Source organism: Methylomonas sp. MgM2, assembly GCF_054172045.1.
The window spans coordinates 298,013-324,063 of the sequence record NZ_JBSYXO010000002.1 but is presented as its reverse complement, the minus strand read 5'-3'; the positions used below and the strand labels follow the sequence as shown (position 1 = coordinate 324,063).

21 protein-coding genes are annotated in these 26,051 nt (G+C 55.6%); 15 read left to right on the top strand and 6 right to left on the bottom strand.

Annotated elements, in window-relative coordinates:
- Positions 1 to 82: 82 nt before the first annotated feature.
- The 15 genes from ACW73I_RS03145 to ACW73I_RS03075 all read left to right on the top strand — a co-directional run bounded on the left by ACW73I_RS03145 (position 83) and on the right by ACW73I_RS03075 (position 16,745).
- Positions 83 to 490 carry a group III truncated hemoglobin gene (locus ACW73I_RS03145; RefSeq protein ID WP_458027755.1) on the top strand — a complete coding sequence of 136 codons (408 nt, stop codon included), beginning with the start codon at positions 83 to 85 and terminating at the stop codon, positions 488 to 490.
- 16 nt (positions 491 to 506) lie between these two features.
- The gene (locus ACW73I_RS03140; protein WP_458027754.1) at positions 507 to 2,366 is read left to right on the top strand and encodes a methyltransferase; all 1,860 of its coding nucleotides are present in this window, start codon (positions 507 to 509) and stop codon (positions 2,364 to 2,366) included.
- A 57-nt stretch (positions 2,367 to 2,423) separates the two neighbouring features.
- Entirely contained in the window at positions 2,424 to 3,449 is a 1,026-nt protein-coding gene (locus ACW73I_RS03135) for a hypothetical protein (RefSeq protein WP_458027753.1), read from the top strand.
- 327 nt (positions 3,450 to 3,776) lie between these two features.
- On the top strand, positions 3,777 to 4,586 hold the full coding sequence (locus tag ACW73I_RS03130; protein WP_458027752.1) for a VPLPA-CTERM sorting domain-containing protein: 810 nt from the start codon (positions 3,777 to 3,779) through the stop codon (positions 4,584 to 4,586).
- Positions 4,587 to 4,627: 41 nt separating this feature from the next.
- Positions 4,628 to 5,545 (top strand): VPLPA-CTERM sorting domain-containing protein, encoded by a 918-nt coding sequence (locus ACW73I_RS03125; RefSeq protein ID WP_458027751.1) that lies wholly within the window; start codon positions 4,628 to 4,630, stop codon positions 5,543 to 5,545.
- Between the two features lie 25 nt (positions 5,546 to 5,570).
- Positions 5,571 to 6,389, top strand: a complete 819-nt coding sequence (locus tag ACW73I_RS03120; protein WP_458027750.1) for a DUF6923 family protein — start codon at positions 5,571 to 5,573, stop codon at positions 6,387 to 6,389.
- Between the two features lie 275 nt (positions 6,390 to 6,664).
- Complete coding sequence (locus tag ACW73I_RS03115) at positions 6,665 to 7,435, top strand: hypothetical protein (protein WP_458027749.1); 771 nt, start codon at positions 6,665 to 6,667, stop codon at positions 7,433 to 7,435.
- A 142-nt stretch (positions 7,436 to 7,577) separates the two neighbouring features.
- Entirely contained in the window at positions 7,578 to 8,348 is a 771-nt protein-coding gene (locus tag ACW73I_RS03110; RefSeq protein ID WP_458027748.1) for a DNRLRE domain-containing protein, read from the top strand.
- Between the two features lie 134 nt (positions 8,349 to 8,482).
- Positions 8,483 to 9,250 carry a YkgJ family cysteine cluster protein gene (locus ACW73I_RS03105; RefSeq protein ID WP_458027747.1) on the top strand — a complete coding sequence of 256 codons (768 nt, stop codon included), beginning with the start codon at positions 8,483 to 8,485 and terminating at the stop codon, positions 9,248 to 9,250.
- 87 nt (positions 9,251 to 9,337) lie between these two features.
- A complete protein-coding gene (locus ACW73I_RS03100; RefSeq protein WP_458027746.1) occupies positions 9,338 to 10,225 on the top strand; it encodes a hypothetical protein in 888 nt (295 codons plus the stop codon).
- Between the two features lie 228 nt (positions 10,226 to 10,453).
- Positions 10,454 to 11,389: a hypothetical protein gene (locus tag ACW73I_RS03095; RefSeq protein WP_458027745.1), complete on the top strand. Its 936-nt coding sequence runs from the start codon at positions 10,454 to 10,456 to the stop codon at positions 11,387 to 11,389.
- Positions 11,386 to 13,656, top strand: coding sequence for a cytochrome c peroxidase (locus ACW73I_RS03090; RefSeq protein WP_458027744.1), 2,271 nt, complete (start codon positions 11,386 to 11,388; stop codon positions 13,654 to 13,656). The genes ACW73I_RS03095 and ACW73I_RS03090 overlap by 4 nt, the downstream gene beginning before the upstream one ends.
- Positions 13,657 to 14,400: 744 nt before the next feature.
- Entirely contained in the window at positions 14,401 to 14,898 is a 498-nt protein-coding gene (locus ACW73I_RS03085) for a hypothetical protein (RefSeq protein ID WP_458027743.1), read from the top strand.
- Positions 14,886 to 16,235: a GAF domain-containing protein gene (locus tag ACW73I_RS03080; protein WP_458027742.1), complete on the top strand. Its 1,350-nt coding sequence runs from the start codon at positions 14,886 to 14,888 to the stop codon at positions 16,233 to 16,235. The genes ACW73I_RS03085 and ACW73I_RS03080 overlap by 13 nt, the downstream gene beginning before the upstream one ends.
- A gap of 123 nt (positions 16,236 to 16,358) precedes the next feature.
- Positions 16,359 to 16,745: a cytochrome-c oxidase gene (locus ACW73I_RS03075; RefSeq protein WP_458027741.1), complete on the top strand. Its 387-nt coding sequence runs from the start codon at positions 16,359 to 16,361 to the stop codon at positions 16,743 to 16,745.
- Positions 16,746 to 16,940: 195 nt separating this feature from the next.
- Here ACW73I_RS03075 and ACW73I_RS03070 read toward each other — a convergent pair whose 3' ends face one another.
- The 6 genes from ACW73I_RS03070 to ACW73I_RS03045 all read right to left on the bottom strand — a co-directional run bounded on the left by ACW73I_RS03070 (position 16,941) and on the right by ACW73I_RS03045 (position 25,927).
- Positions 16,941 to 17,900, bottom strand: a complete 960-nt coding sequence (locus ACW73I_RS03070) for an alpha-ketoacid dehydrogenase subunit beta (protein ID WP_458027740.1) — start codon at positions 17,898 to 17,900, stop codon at positions 16,941 to 16,943.
- A gap of 11 nt (positions 17,901 to 17,911) precedes the next feature.
- Positions 17,912 to 18,871: a thiamine pyrophosphate-dependent dehydrogenase E1 component subunit alpha gene (locus ACW73I_RS03065; protein ID WP_458027739.1), complete on the bottom strand. Its 960-nt coding sequence runs from the start codon at positions 18,869 to 18,871 to the stop codon at positions 17,912 to 17,914.
- Between the two features lie 358 nt (positions 18,872 to 19,229).
- The gene (locus ACW73I_RS03060; protein ID WP_458027738.1) at positions 19,230 to 19,823 is read right to left on the bottom strand and encodes a hypothetical protein; all 594 of its coding nucleotides are present in this window, start codon (positions 19,821 to 19,823) and stop codon (positions 19,230 to 19,232) included.
- A 686-nt stretch (positions 19,824 to 20,509) separates the two neighbouring features.
- Complete coding sequence (locus ACW73I_RS03055) at positions 20,510 to 21,148, bottom strand: response regulator transcription factor (protein ID WP_458027737.1); 639 nt, start codon at positions 21,146 to 21,148, stop codon at positions 20,510 to 20,512.
- Positions 21,129 to 22,976, bottom strand: a complete 1,848-nt coding sequence (locus tag ACW73I_RS03050) for a PAS domain-containing sensor histidine kinase (RefSeq protein WP_458027736.1) — start codon at positions 22,974 to 22,976, stop codon at positions 21,129 to 21,131. The genes ACW73I_RS03055 and ACW73I_RS03050 overlap by 20 nt, the downstream gene beginning before the upstream one ends.
- Positions 22,973 to 25,927 (bottom strand): CheR family methyltransferase, encoded by a 2,955-nt coding sequence (locus ACW73I_RS03045; RefSeq protein ID WP_458027735.1) that lies wholly within the window; start codon positions 25,925 to 25,927, stop codon positions 22,973 to 22,975. The genes ACW73I_RS03050 and ACW73I_RS03045 overlap by 4 nt, the downstream gene beginning before the upstream one ends.
- Positions 25,928 to 26,051 lie beyond the last annotated feature (124 nt).

Below are 26,051 nucleotides of genomic sequence, written 5' to 3'. Positions count from 1 at the left end.
CTTGCGCCGCTGCCCTATTGCGGCGCTTTTTTCCAGGGGTATGCGGCCGAAGGCTTAAATCATTTGTTATGCAGGGGCATCGATGAATATCGACAACACTGAAGTCAGCGAGCGGCAAATCGCCGAATTGGTGCGCCGCTTCTATGAAAAGGCGGCGGCCGATGAAAGCTTAAAGGCCATTTTTGACGGGGCCATCCATGATTGGGACGAACATCATCGCATCGTTGAAAACTTCTGGTCGCGGACACTGCTAAACACCGACCGCTATCATGGCAGGCCTTATCCCGTCCATACCCGGTTGCCGTTGAAAATCGAACATTTCGATATTTGGCTCGCGCATTTTCGGCAAACGGCCAGGGACGTGCTGCCGGCGAAAGCGGCGGATCGCGCCATCGCCCGCGCCGAACATATGGCGGAAAGTTTTAAGGTCGGCATGTTCTTCGAATACCAGCCGGCAAAGACGACGTCTTGCGTCAATCCAGGCGATTAAGGACCTCGGTTTAGCGATGAGCCAGAACCCGCAATTTCCGGTTTGGAACCGATTGTTCGGCGAAAGCGTGCAGGCGATTCGGCAACAGCATTATAGCCGGGCGGCGGCGCTATTGCGTCCGGTCGTAGGAACCGGCTCGCGTAAAGTCAGGCTATGGCCTCAATACCGGCAAGCGTTGGCGAGTTACGCCTTCGCCCTGTACCGGAACGGCGATATCGGCGAGGCGCTGGCCTCTCAGATCCGGTTGCTGCTGTTGCAACCCAACGACCCGGAAGCGCGCGGCCACTTTTTGCTATTACTGAAAGCCTGCGACGCGCATTTGCCGGATTCCGCCGAATTTCGCCGGGTATTGCATGCCGTGCTGGCACCGGGCGATATCGGCGAATATGCGCTGGTAATCGCCCGCTCGCTATTGAAGGATGCGGTGTTTAGCCAGGCTTTCGAACTTTTAGTATCGGGCAGCGATGCCCAAATCACCGGCGCCTTGCGTCTGGGCAGACTGCGGGCGCTGATGCAAACGCCGTTGTTTTTGCTGCTGTTGCGCGGCAGCTTGATTCCGTTACCGGCATTCGAAATCGCGTTACGCAAGTTGCGCAGGGCGCTGCTGCTGACTTATGCCGGGACGGCTAATAGAGCCGCGCAGGGCAAGACCGAATTGGCGTTCATCGGTGCGCTGGCCGAATATTGCCTGTTGACCGAGTACGCCATCGCCGAGGACGAACAGGAAACGGCTATCGTCGGCTCGCTGCGGCGGCAATTGGAAGACGGCGCGAATCTGCCGTCAGAAGCGTCGTGGCAAGCGGCGCTAGCCTATCACTCGCTGTATCGCTCCGGTCTGGATTTAGCCGATTGCCGATCGCTGTTCCGGCCCGCTTCCGCCGTTTGGAAAACTTATTTACAACCCTTGATACGGGAATGGCAAGCCTGTCTGGCGGAGCGGATTCTGGCGGCGGAAATCGACAGCCTCACCCGCATCGGCAGCGAAGTCTCCGAACAAGTCCGCCGCCAATACGAAGAAAACCCTTTCCCGCGCTGGCAGCACGACCCCGTCGCCTATCAACGCATGACCGCCGCGCAATGGCTGAAAAGTTTCGCCCCCGGCATATGCCCGCCGCCGGGGTTCGGCGGCCCGGTAGCCGTGCTGACCGCCGGTTGCGGCACCGGCCTGGAGCCTATTTCCCTGGTCAGACAAATTCACACCGGCCGCTATCTGGCGCTGGACTTGAGCCGGGCCAGCCTGGCCTACGCCCAGCGCATGGCCCAACAACTCGGCCTGGCCGGCGCCATCGACTTCAAACAGGCCGACATCACCCAATTGGCCGGCCTGCCCGAACGTTTCGATTTAATCACTGCCAGCGGCGTGCTGCACCATCTGGAAGACCCGCTGCAAGGCTGGCGGATTTTGACCGGCTTGCTTAAGCCCGGCGGCGTCATGTTGGTGAGCCTGTACAGCGAAGCGGCCCGGCAAAGCGTGGCCCGTGCCAGACAACTGATCGCCGAGCGAGGCTGGCAAGCCACGCCGCAACGAATGCGGCAACTGCGGCAAGCCATTCTGGCCGGCGAACATGAACAGCTAAAGCCCCTGCTGCAATGGCGCGACTTCTACAACCTCAGCATGTTTCGCGACCTGGTATTCCACGCCAACGAACACCGCTACACACTGCCGCAAATCGAACGACAACTGACCGAACTCGGACTGCGCTTCGTGGGCATGCGCGGCCTGCCAGCATCGGTGCTGACCCGTTACCAGGCCGGATTTCCGCAAGACCCGAGCGGCACCAAGCTAAGCAATTGGGCGCGTTTCGAGGAGCAGCATCCGAACGCATTCGTATCGATGTACGGCATGGTGCTGCAAAAGCCCGGGCCGGACGGTTGAGGGTGACAAAACCTCATCCGGCCCGCAATTTCAACATAAATGAAAGAGGTAAATGTTATGCAAACCAGCAAATCCGGCCTGCGCACCGCCGCTGTCGCGTCGGTATTTTTATCGGCCTTGTCGGCGACCGCCGAGGCCGACGTTGCCCTGGGCGGTTTCCTAACCGCCGGCAGTCCGGCCAGCTTCAGCATCGCCGACCTGCAAAGTTTCGGCGCCACCGCCACGGTGACGGCCGGCGGCAATACTTATACCGGCGTGCCGCTGTACAGTTACTTGAGCGGCTATGTGGACAAAGACGCGAACGCCAAAAACGACGTCCTGCGCGATTACGTCGTGGCTAGCGGCAAAAGCGGCACTATCGTTTATGCCTTGGGCAATCTGCTCGGCAGCGGCTTCGGCACCCAGAACGACATCATCGCCTTTAGCGACAGCAACGGCCTATTGGCCGCGCCCAGCCTGATCGCGGCGGACGGAGCCAACGTTTTCAGCCTTACCGCTTTGAACATCGGCCACGTAGCCTGGCAAGGTTTCGCGCCCGGCGGCGCTGCCGCTTCGTTCAGCCTGAGCGGCGAGATTTCCGGTCCGGCCGGCTACACCGCGGCCGATCTGCCGGGCTCGCTAACGCCTGCCAGCGTTTTTACAAAGCCTGACGGCAGCGCGTTGGCAACCGGCGGTTCAACCGGCTTTACCGGCGTTTCCCTGTATGACCTGTTGGTGAGCGCCGGCATCTCCAACGATCCGGCGGCCTTGTTGCGCTCCTATGTCGTCGCCACCGGCACCGACAATTACACCGCCGTCTACTCGCTCGAAGAGCTCATGCCGCAATACGGCAAGCAAAACGATCTGCTGGCTTACGCCGACGGTATCGGCAGTCCGCTGGGCAGCAACGGCTTCGCCCGTATCGTGGTGCCGGGCGACCTGAAAGGCGGACGCTATATGTCCAACCTGAACAGCTTGACCGTCGTTACCGTGCCAGCCGCCGTTCCGGTTCCGCCCGCCGCGATACTGATGCTGTCCGGTTTGTTCGGCTTCGCTTTCAACGGCCGGCGCAACCGGCATCGGCAGCCTTGCAGGGGTGTTTAGGCGAGCGGAATTGTTCCGTTGGCATCATTCGCGAGAACGCATCATGCGTGTTGTTTTTCCAATTGTACCGGCCGGCGGCCCAATCGTCCCCGCGTCGACAACCAGCACGGCCGGTTCCGTGCCGGTTTACCGGCGAAATTTATCGACGCCGTTAGCCGGTCTGATGGACGGCGGTACGCTCGATAGTTCCGGTCAAATTTTTTTGACACCGACGGCGAGGAAATGGGTTGCACGGGGCGTGCTCCAAGCGCCTATAAGCCCGTTTTTGACGCCTGCACAGTGAGCGAACGGCAAGCTGAATATTGAATTCAACCGTTGGAAACCCTTATGAAAACATCGATCTTTACGCCACAAAACACCGGCATCGCGCTGGCGCTGAGCCTGTGTTTCGCATATCAGGCACTGGCTGCCGCCGACTACGACAGCAGCGTTGACCTAAGCTATTCGATCGCAGTCTTGGATAGCACCAATCCAACGCCGGGCGATAACACCGGCCTGACCATCCTGGGAACGTACCAGCAACCCGGCGATGATTCTAGCTTTTATGTCACCGTCAGCGGCGACGGCGACAGTCTGGCCTACAGCCCCAATCCGGCGTCAAGCGCCGTCGCCGGCATATTTACAGGTTCGTTCACCGCCACCGGCAGCGCGGTGTCGGGCAGCGTGGACAGTCTGCATACCGGGTTGTTCGGCCTCGAATTCGCTAACAACGGCCCTTACAGCTACAACCTTGCCGTCAACTTGACTTACGCCTTACAAGCCAGTGCCCATGGCGAATTTGCCAACAGCGCCATTCTGTTCGACTACTGGGATGAAACCGGTGCGATTTCCGGTTTCGACTACGCCTCGGCGGCAACCTTTACCGACTATCTCGACGACCGACAATCGGCCTCAGACTCCGTGATTTGGCTCTTCACACTGACACCCGGCGCCACCCAACAACTGTACGCTCAAGCCGGCATCACATCGCATCTGGAATCGGCGAATGCCGCGGCGGTGCCGCTACCGGCGGCGGCGTGGTTGTTCGGTAGCGCGGTGGCGGGTTTTGGCTTTATGGGCCGGCGCAAGGGAGCGGGGCTCGAAAGAGTTGGCCGGATTGCCTATGAACAATTCAGCTTTGGCGGTTGGCATTTGTAGGTATTTTTTTTAAATAAACGCCTAAGGGCGAGGAAATCGTGATGCATGTATTAATTCAGCCCAAATCCATCAATAAGTTGTTGCCGATGATTGCAGTGCTGGCGGGTATATTGGTCCAACCGGTGCAAGCCGCATTGCTGGATCATAAAAGTATCAGCATAACAGGCTCCGGCGGCCTTGGCGGCGCGGGCACCAGTGCCAGCGACATGGTCTTCAGCACTTATGGCAGTGACGGCTGGGGCTGGGCCGGCGGTGCCGGCGCCGTGCAAGGCAACCTGGCCACCACCAATAACGGCGGCCATACCACTCCGGCCAATGAAACCTTCAAGTTCAACATCGGCGCCACCGTTGACGCTTTGAACACCACCTATGGCGCCGGGAACTGGACTATCGCCAACCCGACGCTAACCTTCGCCTCCTCCTATGCCGTGCAAAATAACTCCCGCTTCGGTATCGGCGCCGGCAATTTCGACATTTACTGGGTGGGCAATGATAACTGGGCACAAAGCAAGGGTACGCCGACCGACCGCCAATTGAACCCTATCTACGCCTCCTCGGCGGCGGAATTGTCAACCTGGTCCGGGAACCAAGCCTTGCTGGGGTCCGAAAACTTTACTATCGCGGGCTCAAGCTACGTTGACTTGTCTTACGGCCTCACGGCAAGCTCGCTATTCGTCAACGATATCCTTTCCTCCTCGGCAAGCGGCAACAATCAGGCCGCCTCGCTGTACCTGATGGGCACCAGTGCCACGCTGGGCATGATCATCTTTACCGGCGGTCAGGGCCAAGCTTTGCCGACCCTGAATTTCGACGTGGTCAGCGCCGTACCGCTGCCGGCGGCAGCATGGTTGTTCGGCAGCGCATTGGCGGGTTTGGGCTTGTTCGGTCGGCGCAAGCCGAGCTTGGCTTCTCTATCCCTTCCTACATCGTGCAGCACCAGCAATGTCGTTCCGAATTGAGCGTGATTTGAGAGGAAATGTCCTTATGAAAAAACTACTCTGTGTGCTTTTCCCGGTTTACACGGGAATGCTTGCCTCTGCTGGATCGGCTTCAGCCGATGTGATCGGGGTTACATTCAACGGGACTGTTGCGTCCTTTGACTCTGCCACCGGAACCCGGACTGTCTTGGGCAATGCGGGGATTAGCCGCCTGGATTCATTGGCCAGGTCGTCGTCGGGAACTTTGTATTCCGTGGGCGGCTCCTTGGACAATACCCTTGTCACCATCGACCCGGCCACGGGACAGGCAACGGCGGTCGCAACCCTCGACTACAACGGTACTGCCAAGCCATCGCATACCATCACCGGCCTTAGTTTCGCTCCAAGCGGCGATCTCTTCGCCGTCGCCTTCGACAATCCGACGATCTCCAGCAACCTCTATCACATCAACCCGCTGACGGGTGAAACGACCTTGGTCGGGAGTACCGAAAAACCTGATATTTTTGGAGACTTGGCGTTTTCACCCACCGGTACCTTGTATGCGTGGAGTACGGCCAGCGGTCTGATGACGATAAATACAAGCACGGGGCTGGCAACAAACATCGGTAATTCGGGGATTGTCCTCAATGATCTGGCGTTCCGCAGCGACGGGACTCTCTGGGCCGCATTGTCAACGAGCCCGCTGTTATGGTCGAACATCGACTTGGAGACTGGAATACTGAACTCGACCGCAAATACCTTTGCAGCATCGGGCGGCATCCGCGGTGTTCAGTTCCTCGCGCCGGTGCCCGTGCCCGCAGCGGTGTGGCTATTCGGCAGCGCCTTGGCGGGATTGGGCGTGATCGGACGGAAAAAAGTGGCCTGACGGTGAGGAATGAGGCGCATCGTACGCGACCGTCGATGCGTCTCCTGCGCCAGTACGCCCTACATCACTGCGAAATTGCTAGTTCGGATCGGCATATTGTCCTGTCCCGAACATTTTGGTCACGGCGGATACCACGACCAGCGCTATTTAAACCGACATGCCGCCGAGTGGAACCCCATCTGCAGAAGGCAAGACTTTCACATCCGTGAGCCTGAACGCCGGATTCCTATCTGGCATGACATCTAGATATCAACAACGAGCGATCAACAATGAATTTGAGCAAGTCCCCTTGTCATCACCGGAAATTCGTGCTAGCGGTGGCTGCCGCGGCTCTGTTAGCGGAACCGGCGCAGGCGGCAGTAACCTTGACCAGCAGCACAATCCGGGACACTTTCGTCTCTTCCGGCGAACCGGACACCGGCTACGGCCCCTACGCCATGGAAATTGCCGCGCCTACAGCTAGTCAGGAGCGGACGCAACTGGCTCTTCTGGGCTTCGACACCTCGTTCATTAAAACCCAGTTCGATGAACTATACGGTGCCAATGCGTGGATAGTGGAAGGGGTTTCCCTCACCTTGTTTTCCCGCTGGCCGACCGCCGGGGTGCGGCCCAACAACCCCCGGTTCAACGTCATCAACCCCGGCCGGTTCGCTTTCAGTTGGATGAGCAACGACATCTGGACCGAAAGTGTTACCTACAATACTCTGCCGGAGCATCTCCCAGGGCCAAGCAATGCCAATTCCTTGGAGACACTGGGCACCTATTACTTCTTTGCCGATGGCAGCGATCCACTCACCTGGATATTCAATCTAAGCACCGGTCTGGTGGGAGACATTCTAGCCGGAGAGGAAGTGAGCATCTTTGGCGCGCCGGCGGACAGTTCCGTGGGCTATTTGTTCGTCAGCACTCCACCGGGTCCGCCTCCGGTATTGTCCATCGCCGCCAGCGCGGCCCCAGTACCGTTGCCTGGCACAGTGTGGTTGTTTGTCAGTGCTGCGGGATTGGGCCTGTTCGGCCGGCGCAAGGCGGTGTTGGCTTTCGCCTGACTCGGGCTGGAACAATAGTAAAACACCGCAATGGGCGGGAGGATGAAGGTATAACCGGAAAAGCAAAAGTCTGAGGTATCGCTCTGTTTCAAGTAAAGCACTATCGAGTTTATGGCATTTTTAATCATTTCAGGAGTCGTTTATGTTCGAAAAGCTTAGTTTTACCCGTCCGTCGCTGATCGTTTTCTCGCTGTTGCAGCCGATGATAGCCCATGCCGATACGGCTTACATATATGCGTCTTCCGGTTACGTCGAAGACGCTTCGATTTATCAAGATGCCGTCAATAATAGCAACGGAGCCGGTCCCGGCATCTTTTCCGGTGGAAACGCAGGCCCCTCGCCTCGGAGGGCATTGGTTTTTTTCGACGTTTACAACTACGACGTTGACGTGCTTGGCGGCGCCTTAAGCAACGCATCGTCGATCAATAGCGTCACCTTGCATCTGATGCTGGGAAAAGTCGCAGGCTCCGGCGGCGGTAGCGGAGACTCCACGCCTAGAGTCATCAAGCTATATAAAGTAACGAACGGAATGTGGGGAGAAGGTACAACGGGAAGCAGCGCGACGACCATAGGCGGCACCGGCGGAGGATTTCCGGCCAACAGTGGCGATGCGACCTGGAACGCCTATTCCTATTCATCGCCTAGCTGGAATAACGCAGGTGGAGACTATAGCGGCACGGTAAGCGCCTCCACGACAGTCAGTCAAACGCTCAATACCACCTACAACTGGTCCCACGCCAACATGGTAAGCGATATACAAGCTTGGCTTAACTCCCCCTCGACCAACTACGGCTGGATATTGATCAACGACGACGAATCGTCGTCGACAACCTTCCGCGCTTTTTATAGTAAAGAAGCTGAACCACTCTCGTTGGGAACCGGCCCGATACTCGAAATCAACTACACACCGTAACGCTTGGCTAAGCTCGGAATGACAAAACCCTACCTGATTCATCCTATCATAAGAACCGAAGCGCCAGGTCGCCGGCGTTGCCTTACGGTGAACTGAACAAGATTCAAAGAACAGCTACAAACCGGAGCGTAACTATGAATGAAACCGTAAATTTGGAGTTTTTTGCCGCGCAAACGCGAGCGTTTGCCGATACCCTGGCCAACCGCCGGGGCCGCGAGGATTTGATTGATGCCTTGTTGTCTCAGGCTTTCAGCAGTTTCGAAGGCAATGTGGCGATAGAGGCCCGTGCTTACCCGGCCGTGTCTTGTCATAAAGGCTGCGCCACCTGCTGCACCTTGCGGGTGACGGCCAGCGCGCCGGAAGTGCTGTTGATTGCGCGCTATATCGCCTGGGCGAAATTTCCGGACAGCGAAATCAATCTGGCCAAACGGGTGGCGAAAGCCAATCAGCAAACGTGCGGCCTGGACGAAGCGCAACGGGTGAAATTGAGGCGGCGCTGCCCTTTCATTCATCAAGGCGCGTGTTTGATTTATCCGGTACGGCCGCTGGCTTGCCGGGGACATGCCTGTTATGACAAGCAAGCTTGTGTGGATGCCGCCGCCGGCCGGATCGAGCAAATTCCCATCTCCGAGCCGCATCGCTTGTTTCGCGGTCTGATCCAGAACGCCATGCAATCGGCGTTACGCGATGCCGCTTATGCCTGGGTCCTGTACGAGCTAAATCAAGCCTTGAGTCTGGCGCTGGCCAATCCGCGTTGCCATGCGCAGTGGGCGGCCGGAGGCGAACCGTTTGCCCAAGCCAGAATAACGGAGATCAGTCTGCAGGAAATGGGGCGGGTTTTCGATCGGATTAAATTCAGCACGGCGGCAGACCCGGCTCCTAAGCCGCGTGATTTACATTGAATACCGGGCGACGGATGGGGATTTTTTGCGATTTTTAGAGATTGCCCTGACGCCAATAGCGCTTTTTTAATTAAGGATGGAGCATTAATGAACGACAAATCGGGTAAACATTCTTTTCACGCTACCGCGCTTGCGCTGGCTCTATTCGGTCCGCACAACATTGCCTCGGCCGATACCGTACTGAGCGTCGATTCCATCGCCGATACCTATCTGAACAGCGATCCGCTGTTGTCCAACCGGGACTGGTCCAATTTCGGAGCCATGGGGATTTCGGCGAATCTGGCCAATCCGCAGAAGGGTATGAACACCCCCAGAACCATGGATGCGCTGATCGCTTACGATACGGCGGCGATTAAAACCCGCTTGGATGCCGAATTCGGCGCCGGCAACTGGCATGTCACCGATGTGCGGGTGAAATGGTATTCCAATTACGACATTCTCGGCGTGGCGCCGCAAAACCCGCAGCTGAACGTACCGGCCGCCGGTTCGTTCAATATTTCGCTGTTGACGCACAACGATTGGTTCGACCCGGCATCGGCCGGCGACAAGGGCTTTGCCAATACCGATCTGAATTGGGATTCGGTGTTCGGCACCGGCGGGGCCTATGGCAATTTGCTGGACGGCGCGCAAATCCTGGGCATTTATAGCTACACCGGCGGCGATTTCAACGGCGGCAATAATTGCGTCAACGAGGTGTGCGCGCCGCGCTTCTGGGATTTGGGCGATAACGCCGATTTGTTCGACATCATCGGCAGCGGCGGAATGGTCTCCTTATTCGCCTCGGCAGCGGATAGCGAGGTGAGCTACATCGTCAGTCAACGCAGCGCCAACGGCGCACATCCGCAATTATTCGTCAGTGCGGCGGCGGGCATTGCCGCCGTGCCGCTTCCGACCGGTATCTGGCTGTTCATCAGCGGCTGCCTGACGCTGCTGGGCCTATCCGGCCGCCATCCGTTCGCGACCCGCACGGAATAGCTGGTCTCGGCTCCTTAGGATATCGTCCAAAATAACTTCCCGATATGGCAATAGTCACTGGGGACGTACCGAGTGAGGATGTCGGCAGCAAGGACGCTGCCGTCAAGCCCCCATGGAAGGGTTCACGGCGTTCCTCATTCGGTATGCCCCAGGGTTCGCACTCGCAAAACGGGAAGTTGTTTTTGGCCAAATCCTTATCTCCCACTTTTATCTGTTTAGAGGCTTTTTATGACTACCTTGCACAACAAGCATTTTCGCCTGAGCGCATCGATCGCCCTGGCCGGATTAGGCCAAACCGGTCCGGCTTGGGCCGATACCTCCATCAATATCGATGCCGTTGCCGACACCTTTATTTCCAGCGACCCGAACTATGCCGACCGGGATATGTCGGCTTTCGGGGCGATGCAGATTTCGGCGGACTTGCCGGACTACATCCAGGGCATCATGTACCCGCGAACCCTGGATTTGCTGGTGGCTTACGATACGGCGCCAATCAAGGCCGGTTTCGACAGCCAATACGGAGCCGGCAACTGGCATGTCACCGATGTTTCGGTCAAGTGGTATAGCAATTTCGACATTTTGGGCGTGCCGGCGCATAACCCGCAGTTCAACGTGCCGGCCGCCGGTGCTTTCAATATTTCGTTGTTGGCAAACGATAACTGGTTCAATCCCGCCACAGCCGGACCGTTGGGCCTGACCAACAACGATCTGAACTGGAATGCCGTATTCGGGGCCGGCGGCGCTTACAGTACGCTGTTAGACGGCATGCAGACCTTGGGCATCTACGGCTACACCGGCGGCGATTTCAACGGCACCAATAATTGCAGCAACGATGTGTGCGCGCCGCGCTTTTGGGATTTGGGCGATAACCCCGACCTGCTGAACCGCATCGCCGCCGGCGGGCTGGTATCGCTGTTCGGTTCGGCGGCTGACTCCAATGTCACTTATCTGGTGAATCAGCTGACCAAGCCCGGCGGGCATTCGCAGATTTTCGTCAGCGCGGCGGCCGGCGTTGCCGGCGTGCCGCTGCCAGCCGGCATCTGGCTGTTCTTAAGCGGCTGTTTGCCGGTGTTGGCCGGCGCCGGGAAGAAGGCACCGTTTCGGCGTCTACTCGGCGCCGGCGGCTTCCGGGCCTGCTTCGGCCGGGCGGCGAGGCGGCCATGAATCGCATCTGCAAAATGGTTGTCTTCGCGGGCATATTGTATGCGCAATCCGGTTTGGCGATCGGCCCGGTGCCGGTGTCCTTGCGCAATGTGCCGCCGCCACCGGTGCCGGGACTGTTGGACGGCTCCAATCCTATCGTCGTGGATAAGACGATGGCGATTGCGTTGGGCAAGGCCTTATTCTGGGATCAGAATCTCGGCAGCGATGGCCAGGCCTGCGCCTCGTGCCATTTCAGCGCCGGCGCCGACAGTCGCATCAAGAATCAGCTGAATCCCGGGCAAAACAGCATCCATGCCGGCGGGCAAACTTTCGATAGTTTGCCTTCCGGTGGCGGCGGCCCTAACTACAGTTTGAGTTTGGCGGATTTTCCGTTGCACCGGTTCGCCGATCCGACCAGCAACGCCAGCCCGGTGGTTTACAGCAGCGACGATGTGGTGGGATCGGCCGGCACCTTTAGCGGTGAATTTACCGGCGTATCGCAATTCAGCGGAGCAAACGACCGGTGCAGCCGCTCTGCCGACCCGGTGTTTAATGTCGGTCAAGTCGGGGTACGAAAAGTCGAACCGCGCAATGCACCGACCGTGATCAATGCGGTGTTCAATCACCGGAACTTTTGGGATGGCCGCGCCAATAATGTGTTTAACGGCAGTAGCCCTTGGGGCGAACGCGATCAAAATGCCGGCGTTTGGGTGAAGCTCGACGCCAGGAGCGTGGTCAAACAAAAGCTGCATCTGATCAATTCGTCATTGGCTTCGCAAGCGGTGGCGCCGCCGGTATTCAACGCCATCGAAATGGGTTGCGAAGGGCGGACTTGGGCGGATATCGGCCGTAAGTTGTTGTCGCGGCAACCGCTGCAATACCAGCAGGTTCATCCGCAAGACAGCGTGTTGGGCGCTTTCAGTTTGAGCAGCGCCGGCAATCTGAAACCGGGTTTGAAAACGCTGTATAAAACCATGATCACCCGGGCCTTCAATCCGCGTTATTGGGCTTACAACGGAGTGAGCAAGTTCGGCGCGCCGGCTGCCGGCGGGGCGCCTTACAATCAGATGGAAGCGAACTTTTCGATGTTTTTCGGCATTGCCATTCAGCTATACGAATCCACGCTGGTGTCCGATCAATCGCCATTCGACTTGAGCCCTGTCGACGCCAACATGAAGCCGACCTGGAGCAATATCAGCGCGGATACGCCGGCCAAAACCGCTGCCCTGGTGGCTTCGCTGCAAAACGGCGTGGATTTGTTCATACATAACCATTGCAATCTCTGCCATGCCGGTCCGACGCTAAGTTTGGCGTCGGTGGCGACCAACGCCATGTTGCTGACCCCGACCGCCGGCGCCCGTTTCGGGCCGCCGGATACGCCGATCGCATACGGGCCGGATGCCTTCGGGCCTTTCGGCGCCGCGGCTCGGGCCGGCATCAATCAATACGGCAACACGGTGACCCGGGATACCGATATCCGGCAGTTGCCGAAGTTTATGGACCTGGGGTTTGTGAACAACGGCGCGGTCAATCCCGATGACGATCCGGGCCTGGGAGGCGAGGACGATTTCGGCAATCCCTTGTCGTACAGCGCGCAGTATGTCCAGTATTTGCTGGGCAATTCGGCGGGGCTTGTCGATCCGGGTATAGACAGTATTCGTACCTGCGATTTCATCAGCCCATTGGCTTATGGCCTGGCTGTCGATTTGCCCGACTATTTTTTGCCGGCCGATGGGTTGCTGGCCGACGGCAGCCGGGAAGGCGTGCTGCGGAATCAAAACTGTCTCAATCCCGTGACGGCTTATATTCCGACGGTGGCGGCGGCTCAGGCCAATCTGGCCGGCTCGAAAATGGCGATTGCCACGCACGGCGCTTTCAAAGTGCCGACGCTGCGCAACATCGAGCTGACCGGGCCTTACATGCACAACGGCGGCATGGCCACCTTGCGGCAGGTGATTGAGTTCTACGGCCGTCACGGTAATTTCGGCAGCGATACCCTGCATTTTCATCTGGCCGGATTTTCGACCTTGCTGAGCACCGATCAAAGCGTGACCGATCTGAGCAATTTTCTGGTTTCGTTGACGGATGAGCGGGTCAGATACCAACGTGCGCCGTTCGATCATCCGCAATTGACCATCGCGCACGGCCAGGTCGGTACTGAATTGCAGGTGACCGCGGGCAATCCACTGAATGCCGATCTGGCCAAGGATGAGCTGATGGTAATTCCGGCGGTTGGCGCTGATGGAGCCGATACGCCGATTTCGGCGTTTTTATCGGCTGCACCGTAGACTACGGTAAAACGTGAGGAATGTTTCATCGCGCAGGCGCTAAGGATATCGTCCAAAATAACTTCCCGATATGGCAATAGTCACTGGGGAGGCACCGAGTGAGGATGTCGGCAGCAAGGACGCTGCCGTCAAGCCCCCAGGGTTCACGGCCTTCCTCATTCGGTATGCCCCAGGGTTCGCACCGGCAAAACGGGAAGTTGTTTTTGGCCAAACCCTAGTCGAAGCGAAAAAACCGGATTGTCGGCTAAAACGGCCAAAACACTAGGCCTAATTGGCGAATTCCGCGCTGCCGACAACCGGAATTTTAAGGCGCGCTAAATAGGATGCGTTCCCGACATCGGCACATATATAGGTCCGCCATTAATGCAGCGTCATCACATTTTGAACGAGCGCTTATTTACCTTTACTGTCCAGTTTATTTGTCAACTTGAATCGACTGCTGGCCGCCTTGAAACTCCTCATACACCAAAACGTGCACTATTCGAAATAAAAACGTCGCCAGCCGGCTGATTGAAACACGTCAAGACTCCTGCTAAGCTATTGATTGCAGGATGTTTCATAGTATTGGATACAGGGACCGGAGGTTTTGGTTCTCTCATTCCGAACAGCACGTTTTGAAAATAATGGATTATTTTCAACTTCCCATTCAACGGGTTAAACATGCAAAGCATACCCCATACGCAAAATTCGGCTTAAAATCGGGATTCTCTGTTACCAGCAAGATGCTCCGAACCTTGAGTTTTCATGGAAACCACAAGCCACAAATCCCTAAACAACCCCGCGCAAATCGCCGAATTTTTGCGTTTGCCCGTTTCCATCAATCTAGCGGTCTGCGGCGATAAACGCTATCCGTCGCTAGCTCGCGGCCTCGCCTGCCGTTTTGATGCGTCGAATTTAGAACTTTGCTTATACGTATCCGAAATCAGCGCTAAAAAGCTGCTAGCCGATCTAAAACCCCATCTTCGTTTGGCCGCGGTGTTTTGCCTGCCATCGACCGAGCAAACCATACAAATCAAATGTCGTGTTGAAAAACTAAGAACGGCCGAGGCCGACGAACGCCGGCTGATAGAACGCGCCTGCTCGCAGTTCGCTAAGGAAGTCGCCGACTTCGGTTTAAGCCGCGATTTCGTCGATCATTTTTTGTATGCCGAGAAGTGCATGGCGATTATTACCCAAGCCACGGAGTTCTATGAACAAACTCCCGGCCCCTTGGCCGGCAGCATCCTCAAATGTCAGCCGTAACAACGACACTGGAATCTTTACGCAATTGTTTCGACGGCGCCATTCCCAGCGCCATCGCCACATGCTCGGGTGACGGCGTGCCCAATATTTCGCTATTGTCGCAAGTCCAATACATCGATCCGGACCACATAGCGCTGACCTACCAATTCTTCAACAAAACCCGAACCAACATATTGGATCACCCTTACGCGACGTTGAGCGTCTCGGATCCGCATACGGCAGCGATTTACCGCTTGAACATTCAGTATCTGCATACCGAGACGTCCGGCCCGCTGTTCGAAGTCATGCGCGCCAAATTGGCCGGTATCGCCGCCCATACCGGCATGGCGAACGTGTTTCGCCTACTGGGCGCGGACGTATACCGCGTGTTGGATATCGAACGCGTACCGGGGCCGTGTTTGTCCAACGTCGATCAGCGCAGCAATTGGCTGCCGGCGCTGCGCCAAAGTATTTCGGCCATAACGGACTGCGACGATATGGACAGCTTGGTCGACACATTAATAAAGGCCTTAGCGGAAAAGTTCGGTATCGGGCACGCCATCATTTTGATGCACGATGCGGAGCGCGACAATCTGTTCACAATTGCCAGCTACGGCTACGAAAATGCGGGCATAGGTTCGGAAATTCCGCTCGGACACGGCGTAATCGGCATAGCCGGACAAATGCAGGTGCCCATCCGTGTCGCCCATATGATTAACGAATACGGCTACGGCAAGGCGATTCGCGCCAGCATGCAACAAATAGGGTTGACGACTTTGCTCGATACGGCGATTCCAATGCCCGGCATTCCGGAATGCCGTAGCCAAATGGCCGTTCCGATCAAAACCAAAAACCGCTTAATCGGCGTACTTTATGTCGAAAGCGACCGGGATAGCCGCTTCGGCTACGACGACGAAGACGCTTTGGTGATACTCGCGGAACAATGGGCGCATGCGATTTCGCAATTGCCGGAAACCGGCGACAGCGGCAGCCGCCGTTTACATTCCGCAGCGCCGTTTCAACAAAAGGCCGGCAAGCCGATGCGCGTTCGGCATTTTCATCGCGATCATAGCGTGTTTATCGACGATACCTACCTGATTAAAGGATTAGCAGGCGCCATTCTTTGGCATTTGTTGCACAGTTTCCAAAATACCGGACGCCGGCAATTCAGTAATCGCGAACTGCGTTTGCTCACCGACCTGAAACTACCGGATGTTGCCGACAATCTCGAAACCCGTTTGGTATTGCTGAAACGGCGCTTGGAGGAACGTCGATGCGGCATTTCGCTGCACAAGGCCGGACGCGGCGTGTTCAAGCTGCAAGTCGAACAGCCGTTGACTTTAGAAGAAATCGAATGAGTCTCATACAACCCCCCGGCCAAAGATTCCGTTCTTACGAAAAATTTAAGATTTGTTGCCGGTTTTCTTAAAAAGCCAGCGTCACGGGAGATGTTAGACTTCGGTTTTTTTGGAGCAACACTCATGGCAATCAGTTTCATCCGCTTGGCCGTAGTCTACTTAATTGTCGGCGTTTTATTGGGGATTTATATGGCTTCCAGCCACTCGTTCGATCAACGCGACACTCACGCGCACGCCAATTTGTTAGGCTGGGCTTCCCTGGCCATTTCCGGCATTATTTATCACCTGTTCCCCAAGCTCGCCAACCACGTGCTGGCCAAGCTGCATTTTTGGCTGCATAACCTTGGCCTGCCGATCGCCTTGGTCGGTATCGCATTGATTTACGGCGGCAATCCACCGATCGGCGAACCGCTGGCCGGTATCGGCTCTACCGTGGTTTCGCTGGGTTTTCTGGCGTTGCTGTTCAATGTATTTCGCCGGAACATTGCCGATCACGCGCCTGACGCCTAGCTTAAAGCGTCTAGAGTAAAAGGCGCGGGAGAAGCTTAGGAGGGAATATAAATAAACGCTTACATTGCATATTCCCTCTCGTCCCGGCGATCTTCCGCAGGGTCTTTTCCGATAGACCCATCCGTTTGTTTTCTCTATCCGAAACGGAATATGCCCTTAGCGCGCGGCGACGCCGGCTAAGCAGAGCCAAGAGCCTCATTCGAGCAAACGCAGAACCGCCGCCACGACAGCCGGCGCACCCGGCACAAAAGCCTGTTCCAGCGCATAGGACGCCGGCGTCGGCACATCCGGGCCGGTAAGCCGAACAACCGGCGCTTTCAACGCCCGGAAGGCGTTTTCGGAAAGCGTCGCGCTGATTTCGGACGCAATGCCGCAAAGCGGCCCGGCTTCTTGGACGACGACGGCGCGGCCGGTTTTTCGCACGGAAACAAACAGCGTCTCAACATCCAACGGTTTCAGCGTGCGCAAGTCTATGACTTCGGCGCTTATGCCATGGGTAAGCAGTTCGGCCGCGGCTTGCAGGCAGGTAGAAACGCTCTTCGAATAGGAAATCAGCGTGACGTCCGTACCCGTCCGAACGACCGCGGCTTTGCCGAGCGGCACCAACGCGTCGTCACCGGCGGCCGCCTCGCAAGAATTAAATCCCAGGGTCATGTCGCTAAAGAACAAGACCGGATTGTCGTCGCGAATGGCGCTTTTCAACAAACCTTTGGCGTCGGCGGCGTTGGACGGCATCGCAACCTTAAGGCCCGGACTATGCACGAACCAGGCCTCGAAATTATGCGTATGCTGTGCACCCACGCCCCAGCCGGCCCCTGTTTTGGCCAGCACCACCATAGGAAATTCGAATTGGCCGCCGGACAGATAACGCAACTTGCCGGCGCTGTTGACGATGGCGTCCATCGCATAAGTCAAAAAAGGCGCATACAGCATATCGACCACCGGCCGCAGGCCCGTGGCGGCGGCACCTACGGCAGTCCCGGCGATAATGGCTTCGGACAGCGGCGTGTTGCGCACGCGTTCCGGGCCGAACCGCTCGACCAATTGCGGCTGCATGGTGGCAACGCCTTCGCCGAAAACCAGCACGCTGCCGTCGCGTTGCATTTCTTCGGCCAAGGCTTGAACGATGGCGTCGTTATAAGTGATTTCCGGCATCGGAGCACCTGTTAAGCGTAAACGTCGGCCGTCAGTGCGGCCAAATCGGGAAAAGGCGATTGCTCGGCAAACGCGACCGCCGCATCGACGGCGGTTTCGGCTTCGCCTTGCAAGGCCGCCAAATCATCCGCCGTTAATTCTGTCGCCAATAATTGCGCTTCCATCCGGCGCAGTGGGTCCAGCGCCCGCCAATGCGCCAATTCGTCGGCGTCGACATAGGATTGGTCGTCGAAAGAAATATGCCCCTTCCGGCGGTAGGTATAGGTTTCGAGCAAATAGGACCTGCCGGTTTCGCGCACATGCGCGGCCGCGTCTATCGCCGCGCTAAGCACGGCTTGGACGTCATTGCCGTCTACCGTCGATCCGGCCATGCCGTAAGCGCTTGCCCACGCGGAGATATGTTCGGCGCGCATGGTCTCGCGCCTATGCACGAAGGCTTGCCATTGGTTATTTTCGCAGACGTAAAGAATGGGCAGATCCCAGACCGAGGCAAGATTGACCGATTCGTGGAAAATGCCCTCGCAAGCCGCGCCGTCTCCAAAAAAACAAACCACGATGCCGGCTTTGTTCAACATTTTTTGAGATAAGGCCACACCCGTCGCCATCGACAGCTCGCCGCCGACGATGGTCGAAGTGAGCAGAATTCCCAGCTCTTTGACCGAAATATGCAAGGTGCCGCTTTTACCTCCGCAATAGCCGGATGCCTTGCCCGTAACCTCCGCAATCAGCCGTCCGGGATCGGCGCCGCGCGCAATCAAATGTGCCGAACTGCGGTGGTTGGTTAGAATCCTGTCGTCTGCCCCTAACGCACGAATCACGCCGACGCCCGAAGCCTCCTGTCCAAGAGCCGAGCAAGTCATGGGAAAATTGCCGGCCGCGTAAAGTTTTGCCAGGCGTTCTTCGTAGGCGCGGATTAACAACATGCTTTGATAGAGGCTCAAGGGATCGCGTTCGGTACGAATCATACCCATTGTTTACTCCTAACGATTAACTGGATTAGTGCGGAACGCCTGGAATAGGCCTAATGAAATCTGTTGCGTCCTACCGGCAGGCTCAATTTATAAGAATATCTGGAGGGAATTTCGTAAAAAATTCCATAGAATTCCTTAAAAAATCAGTAAATTCGGAAGTTGGAAACCGCGGGAGTCTCGATGCCCGGCCGATGAAAGACAGGTTCAGCCGCGGCCGAAGTCAGCAGCGCAGGCCGCCGAGACGCAAAGGAGCGCGGCAACCTGAACCTGGATTCCCGGTTTGTTTAATCCGGCGGGAATAGCGGACCACGCCCTAATGCTGAACGGCTTAAACGGCGGGCCGATAATGATGCCGGCGTCAACATGCCGTCAATTTCAGCGGGTGGACGATCAATTGCAGATAATCCGCTCCGGCATACGCCTTATGGTTGAAAAACAATTCGCATTTAAAACGTTCGCCATGCTGGCCGTGCGCATCGAAGTGATGGCCTACGCGCGACAGAAAACGTATCTTGGAATTGACATGCATATTTTCGAATAAGGATGTTTTTGCTAACTGCGGAAATATGTCTGAAACGTGCCGCGATAACAAATATGTGCGTTGCCAATCAAGCAACAGAGCGCTCGTTTTATTACAGTGCTTGATATACCCGGATTCATCCAAAATCAAAATCGCCATTTTGTTATCGATCACGCCGTTCTTGATGCTACCCAACGCCGACGCATTCGGACATTCAAACGGATTGATGCTTGCCTTCCAATTGCGGTATTGTTTTGATAAGGCGGCAGGCGCATCCGCACCGCCACTGGAACCGTTAAGTGTTTTACCCGAGCGGCCGCGAAGCTTCTTGCCCGCCCTTTTTTTATCTTCCCGCCCGACCACTCGAAACGGTTGGCGAAAGCCGGATTCAGCGGCATCTACAGTATTGGCGTATTTAAAAGCACGATTCATGGGTTCACCTTCATTCATTTATATTCGGCTGGCGCGGTAACTGGGGAAACAATGTGACTTGAAGACCCAAACGCACCGGATAGCGGTCTTTCGACGGTATTTCTGTTTTGCTCCTAACGGGTTCTTCAAGCTCATACTTGCGAATAAGCCCATGCAATCGAGTTTTTTGAAACGCGCCGACTGAAGTTTTGACCGGGAAACCCCCTTCGCCAGTATTCGAATTACCGTAAGGCATAGCCGCATTGGCGCGGTCCGGTAAGCATTTCTCGACAGATCCGGATTTCATAAACGACCTTCTACAACAAAGTCTTTGACGACATACCAATGTCAAAAGCTGACTAACTTCGCCGGTTTATTTTCCGGGACAAATGACATACTTTCCATTCGTAGCATTACCTAACTGATAAGGATATCGTCCGAAATAACTTCCCGATATGGCAATAGTCACTAGGGACGTACCGAGTGAGAATGTCGGCAGCGAGGACGCTGCGGTCAAGCCCCCATGCAAGCGGACGCTGGTTTTGAGAAGCCGGATTAGCCTGTCTTGAAATTATTCGCGCGCATTCGCTGCCTATGGCCGGCATCGCAATTGCGGAGCCGATATCGGTGTAATTGGAAAAGCCCCCGACAAGCCGGTTTATTCCAATGCGTGGCCACCTCCCGCAGCGAACCGAACGGCGGTATTTTTAAAGAAACGACTCCATCCCGAGCAGATTATGTTTCGCAAGCAAGTTTACCAGCGCGGTAATATCGCCGACTTGCATTTTTTCCATGACTTTCGTTCTATGCGCTTCTACCGTGCGCGGACTGATCTGTAAAACTTTTGCGGCGGCCTTGTTGCTGTGGCTATGTATAATCAGCCTCAACACCTCGATTTCACGCGAGGTCAGACGTTCCAGGCATTGTAATATTCGCCGTTTTTCAGACAGTTCCTTTCTCTCGGCAATATCTTTTTTTATCGCTTCGTCTATCCGTTCCAGCATGACTTTGTCGTCAAACGGTTTCACCAAAAAATCCACCGCACCGGCTCTGAACGCTTTCGCCGAATCCGGAACATCGGCATTGCCGCTGATAAAGATAATCGGTATGTTAATGCCCTTTTTTAATAATTCCTCCTGCAACTCAAGTCCGCTCATTTCGGGCATTCTGACGTCAAGGATCAGGCACCCCGGTTTTTCGGCATCGTAATCGGCTAAAAATGCGCGTGCGCAGTCAAAGCTTTTGATCGACCACCCCGCCGACTCGAGCAACACGGTCAGCGAATCCCGCACGGGAAACTCATCATCCACCAGATATACGGAAGCTTCAAAAGGATTGGTTTCCATCGTTTTGTCCTCCAATCGGCAAAGTAAAATAGAACGTCGCCCCCTTTCCGGGCAGGCCGTTAAAGCGCAGGGTGCCGCCGTGCGCTTCAACAATGGAGCGGCAAATGGACAAACCCATGCCCATGCCGCTGGATTTGGTCGTGTAAAAAGGCGTTAAAATTTTGTCTCGCGCCGTCTCGTCGATTCCCGGCCCATTGTCCTTGACCCTCACCTCAATCGCTCCATTGTGCGTGGAATGCGTCTGTATGCTCAATTTGCGCGGTTTGGATATCGGAACATGACGCAAGGCATCCATACCGTTCTTAATCAAATTTAAAAGAACCTGCTCGATCTGAATCGAATCGGCGCAAAGTATCGGCAGATGTTTCGCCAACTGCACATGCACTTTGATGCTGCGCTGCCTGATGTCCCATGCGCACAATTCCAATGCATCGCCGACCAAGCGGTTAATTTCGATGGCCGCGCGCTGAATCTCTCCGGCCTTAGTCAAATCCCGCATCCGATGTACGATCTGGCCGGCTTTTAAAGCCTGCTGGCTGGATTTGCTCAAGATGTCTTGCAGTTGCGCCTTGTCGTAATCGGGGTGCCGCAACAAATTCAGGCAGGCATTGGAGTAATTGACAATGGCGGTCAACGGTTGATTGACTTCGTGGGCGATGCCGGACGCCAATTCGCCCATCAGGCCCAGCCTGGTAACATGCGCCAGCTCGTCCAAATGAAGCTGATCGCGCTGTTCCTGTAATTTACGTTCGCTGATGTCGCGCACGATCACGGCGAGGTACTTCGTCTCTTCCAGAACAAATTGGGCGGCGGAAAGCTCCAAAGGTATCAAGCTGCCGTCTTTGTGCTTACCGGTGACCTCCCTGATTTGGCCGATAAACTTGAACAGCCGAAAACCGGCGTGGTGTTCGCGATGTTTTAACATGATCAGCCGGTCGATGCCGCAATTTATCAACTCCGATTCGGTATAACCGAAAATGGTTTCCACCGTCCTGTTAACCGAGACAATGGTCGTATCCATATCCATGGTGATAATGCCTTCCACGGTGGCATTAAAGATGGCATTGAGCTTGGCCTCGCGTTCCTTCAGCTGTCGTTTGGCAAGCTTCAGCTGAACGATGGTTTCGCGTAATTCCCGGTTAGTCTCGCTCAGCGCAAGGTTTTGCTCGGAAACCTGTTGCTCCAGCTTCGCATTTAAACAAGCGATCACCTCCTGGTTTTTTTTGGCTCCGGAGATGTCGTGGAAGGACAGAAGGATAAGCATTTGGTTATTTTCTATCCCGAGCAAAGCGCCGCGGAACTCCATGTAACGGAAGATTTCCTTGAACGCGCAGCTATCCGGCGTGCATTCGCATTCTCGAAAGCCCCGACAATTCAGCTCGGCAGGTCTCGCCTCGGGGGCTTTTAGCCGAATCGTCGCCACTCGTTCCGTATGCTGGTGCAAAATATCCTGCAGAAAAAAATAATAAGCGTCCTGATCCTCGGCGTGAATAAAATGCCCCAATTGTTTGTCGATCAATTCGGCCGGGTCGGCTCCGAGCAATCGTGTGGCAGCCGGATTGGCCATCAGGATGCGGCCGCTGTCGTTCAATGTCAGGTAACCGATAGGTGCGGACTGGTACAAGTGCGCATAGTGGTCGCGGGACAGCTGCAATTCCTGCTGCGCGATTTTCAGCTCCTGATTCTGCAATTCCAGTTCTATCTGATGAACCTGAAATTCGTATAGCAGTTGTTGCAGGCTGTCTTTAGGCATTTTGCCGACATCCGTGGCGGTCTTACTCAGCCTGGCTTCGGCCTGCCTGCGGAGGCGGTCAGCGTGGTTGCTCATGACCGCGTCGCAGCATTGCCTATAGCCAACAAGATCGATTCCGGGCTATTGGGCAACTGTTTCAATATGCACCCGTTTATGAGCAAGCGCTTTTTGCCTGCCCCGGGAAACGCCGCGTCATGGCCGAAACAGTCAAATGCCTGTTTATCGGCCAATAATCGGATTAAATGGTCGCGCAACCCGTCGGAACGCCAGGCCGCCTGGTGAATATCGAAGAAGGCTTTTCCGCTTACTTGCTCAGGGCTGCAGTTAAAGGTCTGCCCGTAGGCCCTGTTGACGGTAAGTACCCGCAATGCATCGTCCAGCACTATCAAGGGCTGATTGATGCTGTTGACGATCGCGGTGGTAAGGTAGGCGGCGTGGGCGGTTTGCTCGGCTTTTTTCAGCCGGGTGATGTCCACAAAGGTGATCACCAGGCCGTCTATCATGTTTTCCGCGGTGCGGTACGGCAGGATGCGCAGCAAATACCAATCGCCTGCCAAGGTTTCTACCTCGGTATCTTTACGAACCAGGGTTCGCAGCACCGCCTTGGCATCGTCGATCAAATGATCGTATTTCAACACGGACACCAAATCGGCCAACGATCTGCCGATATCGCTGTCGATCACTTTGACTATGCTTTGGGCCTGTTGGGTAAAGCGCTTTATTTTCAATTGGTTGTCCAAAAAGATGGTGGCGATGTCGGTGCTGTTCATCAGATTTTGCATGTCGTCATTGATGACGGACAGCTGTTCCACCTTGATGTGTAATTCGCTGTTGACCGCATTCAGCTCTTCGTTCAGGGACTGCATTTCCTCCTTGGAAGTTTCCAGCTCTTCGTTGGAGCTTTGCAATTCCTCATTGGTGGATTGCAGCTCTTCGTTGGACGACTTGATTTCTTCGTTGGAGGTTTGCAGTTGCTCTATGGTCGCCCGCAGCGACTCCTTGGTAAAGAACAGCTCCTGTTCAAGCTGTTCTTTTTCCTTGTCTTTATTGCTTACCGACGAAACCTTGTCTTTCTTGACCGGGGCCGGATGCGGCTCCGGTTTCGCCGCCTGCGGGTGAAAAGCCACCAGATACAAATCCCGCAAGGGTTCGGGTTCGTTGATCTTGCAAAAGGTCATGTCTATGGTTTCGAAATTGCCGTTGGTTTTGACTTGCAGCCCGGTAGCGACGATTTCTTCGGTGAGGCCGGTCTTTGTGGCTTTGTTCAATGCCGTTAAAAGCGGCATGTGCAGGCCTTCCCGAGCCATCTCCAGAATACTCCAGTTCGGCTGGCCGCTGGCCGGCTCCAGGTAGTTACCGGTGCGGCCGTGAATATAAATAATCTTGCCGTGCTCGTTAATAATGACACTGGCAGGCGCATAGCGGTCCAGCAATAGGCGTTCAATTTGCCGGGCGATATTGCCGGGCTGAAATTCGCCGCTCAGCGACTTAAACGGCACTGCGAGCATCTCATCGATGCTCGTCGGCAGGCTACTGACTTTAAAAGGAAGTTTTACGGGGGGGCCCGGTTTTTTCCGATAGATTTTCCATTTGGCGTCGATCGCCGAGAAGCGTTCGCCAAACTGACCGAGCGATTCCGACGACCCCAGAAACAACATACCATCCGGGTTTAGGGCGTAAAAAAGGTGCGGAAAGATGGTTCTTTGCAATTCCGAGCCCAAATAAATCAGCAGGTTTCGGCAGCTGATCAAATCGATATGGGTAAAGGGCGGATCCTGAATCACATTTTGAGTCGCGAAGATTACCCGATCCCGAAGACTCTGATTGACGCGATATTGGTTGTCGATCAGCGTGAAGAAACGTTCCAGGCGCTGCGGCGACACGTCGGCGGCAATGCCGGCCGGGTAAGTTCCGTATCGGGCCCGGTTGATGGACGATTGGTCCAGGTCTGTCGCAAATATCTGAAAATTGAAAGCCTTGCCGGCATTTTCTATGGCTTCCTTAAACAAGATCGCCAGCGAGTAAGCTTCTTCGCCGCTGGCACAGCCGACCACCCAAATCCGGAATTCGTAATTGTCCGGTTTGTCTTGCAGCAATTTCGGCAAGGCGTTATCCAGCAACGCGTCAAAGGCCTCCTGGTCGCGGAAAAAGTTGGTGACGTTGATCAGCAACTCCTTGAACAGTTTATCGATCTCGACCGGATTCTCCTGCAGAAACCGTACATAAGTAGGCGCATTTTTAATTTGATGGATGTTCATGCGCCGGGCTATGCGGCGCTTGATCGTCGTGGGCTTGTAGGCGGAAAAATCGTTGCCGGTTCGATTGCGCAACAGCACGAAAATTTTTTGAATGCTCTCCGCATCAACTCCGTTCTCAGCCTCTGCGAATTGCATGCCTTTTAAATAATCTCCTTTGGCGTATTTAATCAACTGATGCCCCAGTTGTTCCGCGGGCAATACAAAGTCGACGTCTCCCTGCAATAGAGCGCTGCTGGGCATGCCGTCGAATTTAGCGGTATTGGGCTCCTGCACCATGGTCATGCCAGATACGCCTTTGACGGCTTTAAGGCCCAAGGTGCCGTCGGTGCCGGTACCCGACAGAATGATGCCGATACTTAAACCCTGAATGTCCTCAGCCAGTGACCGAAGAAAATAGTCGATAGGCAGATTGTTCGCATTGTATTCGCCCGGTTCCATTAAGTGCAGTCTGCGGTGCAGCAAGGCCAGATTTTTCCCGGCCGGGCAGACGAAAACCTGATCCGCTTGCAGCGGCATGCCGTCTTCGGCAATCACCACCGGCATCCGGGTATAGTTTTCCAACAATTCCGGCAGCAGGCTGATATGACCGGGCAACTGATGGGTCACCACGATAAAGGCCAAACCGGTATCGGCGGGTAAATTGGCAAACAAGGCTTCCAGTGCTTCCAGGCCTCCGGCGGACGCGCCTATGCCGACCACCGGTGTCAGTGTCTCGGTGGTATCGTTCGGGTTAACGTTTTTTTCGGATTTTGCGTCTCGGTTTTTCAATGCCTGCCCCCCCATTCTTTAAGCCCTTCCAGAGCCGGCCAGCCGGTATTATGGCGAAAACTTTCCATCGAATGAAACAAACAATACATGAGCTCACCGGCTTGGCGCAAAGCCTTTTTAGCGC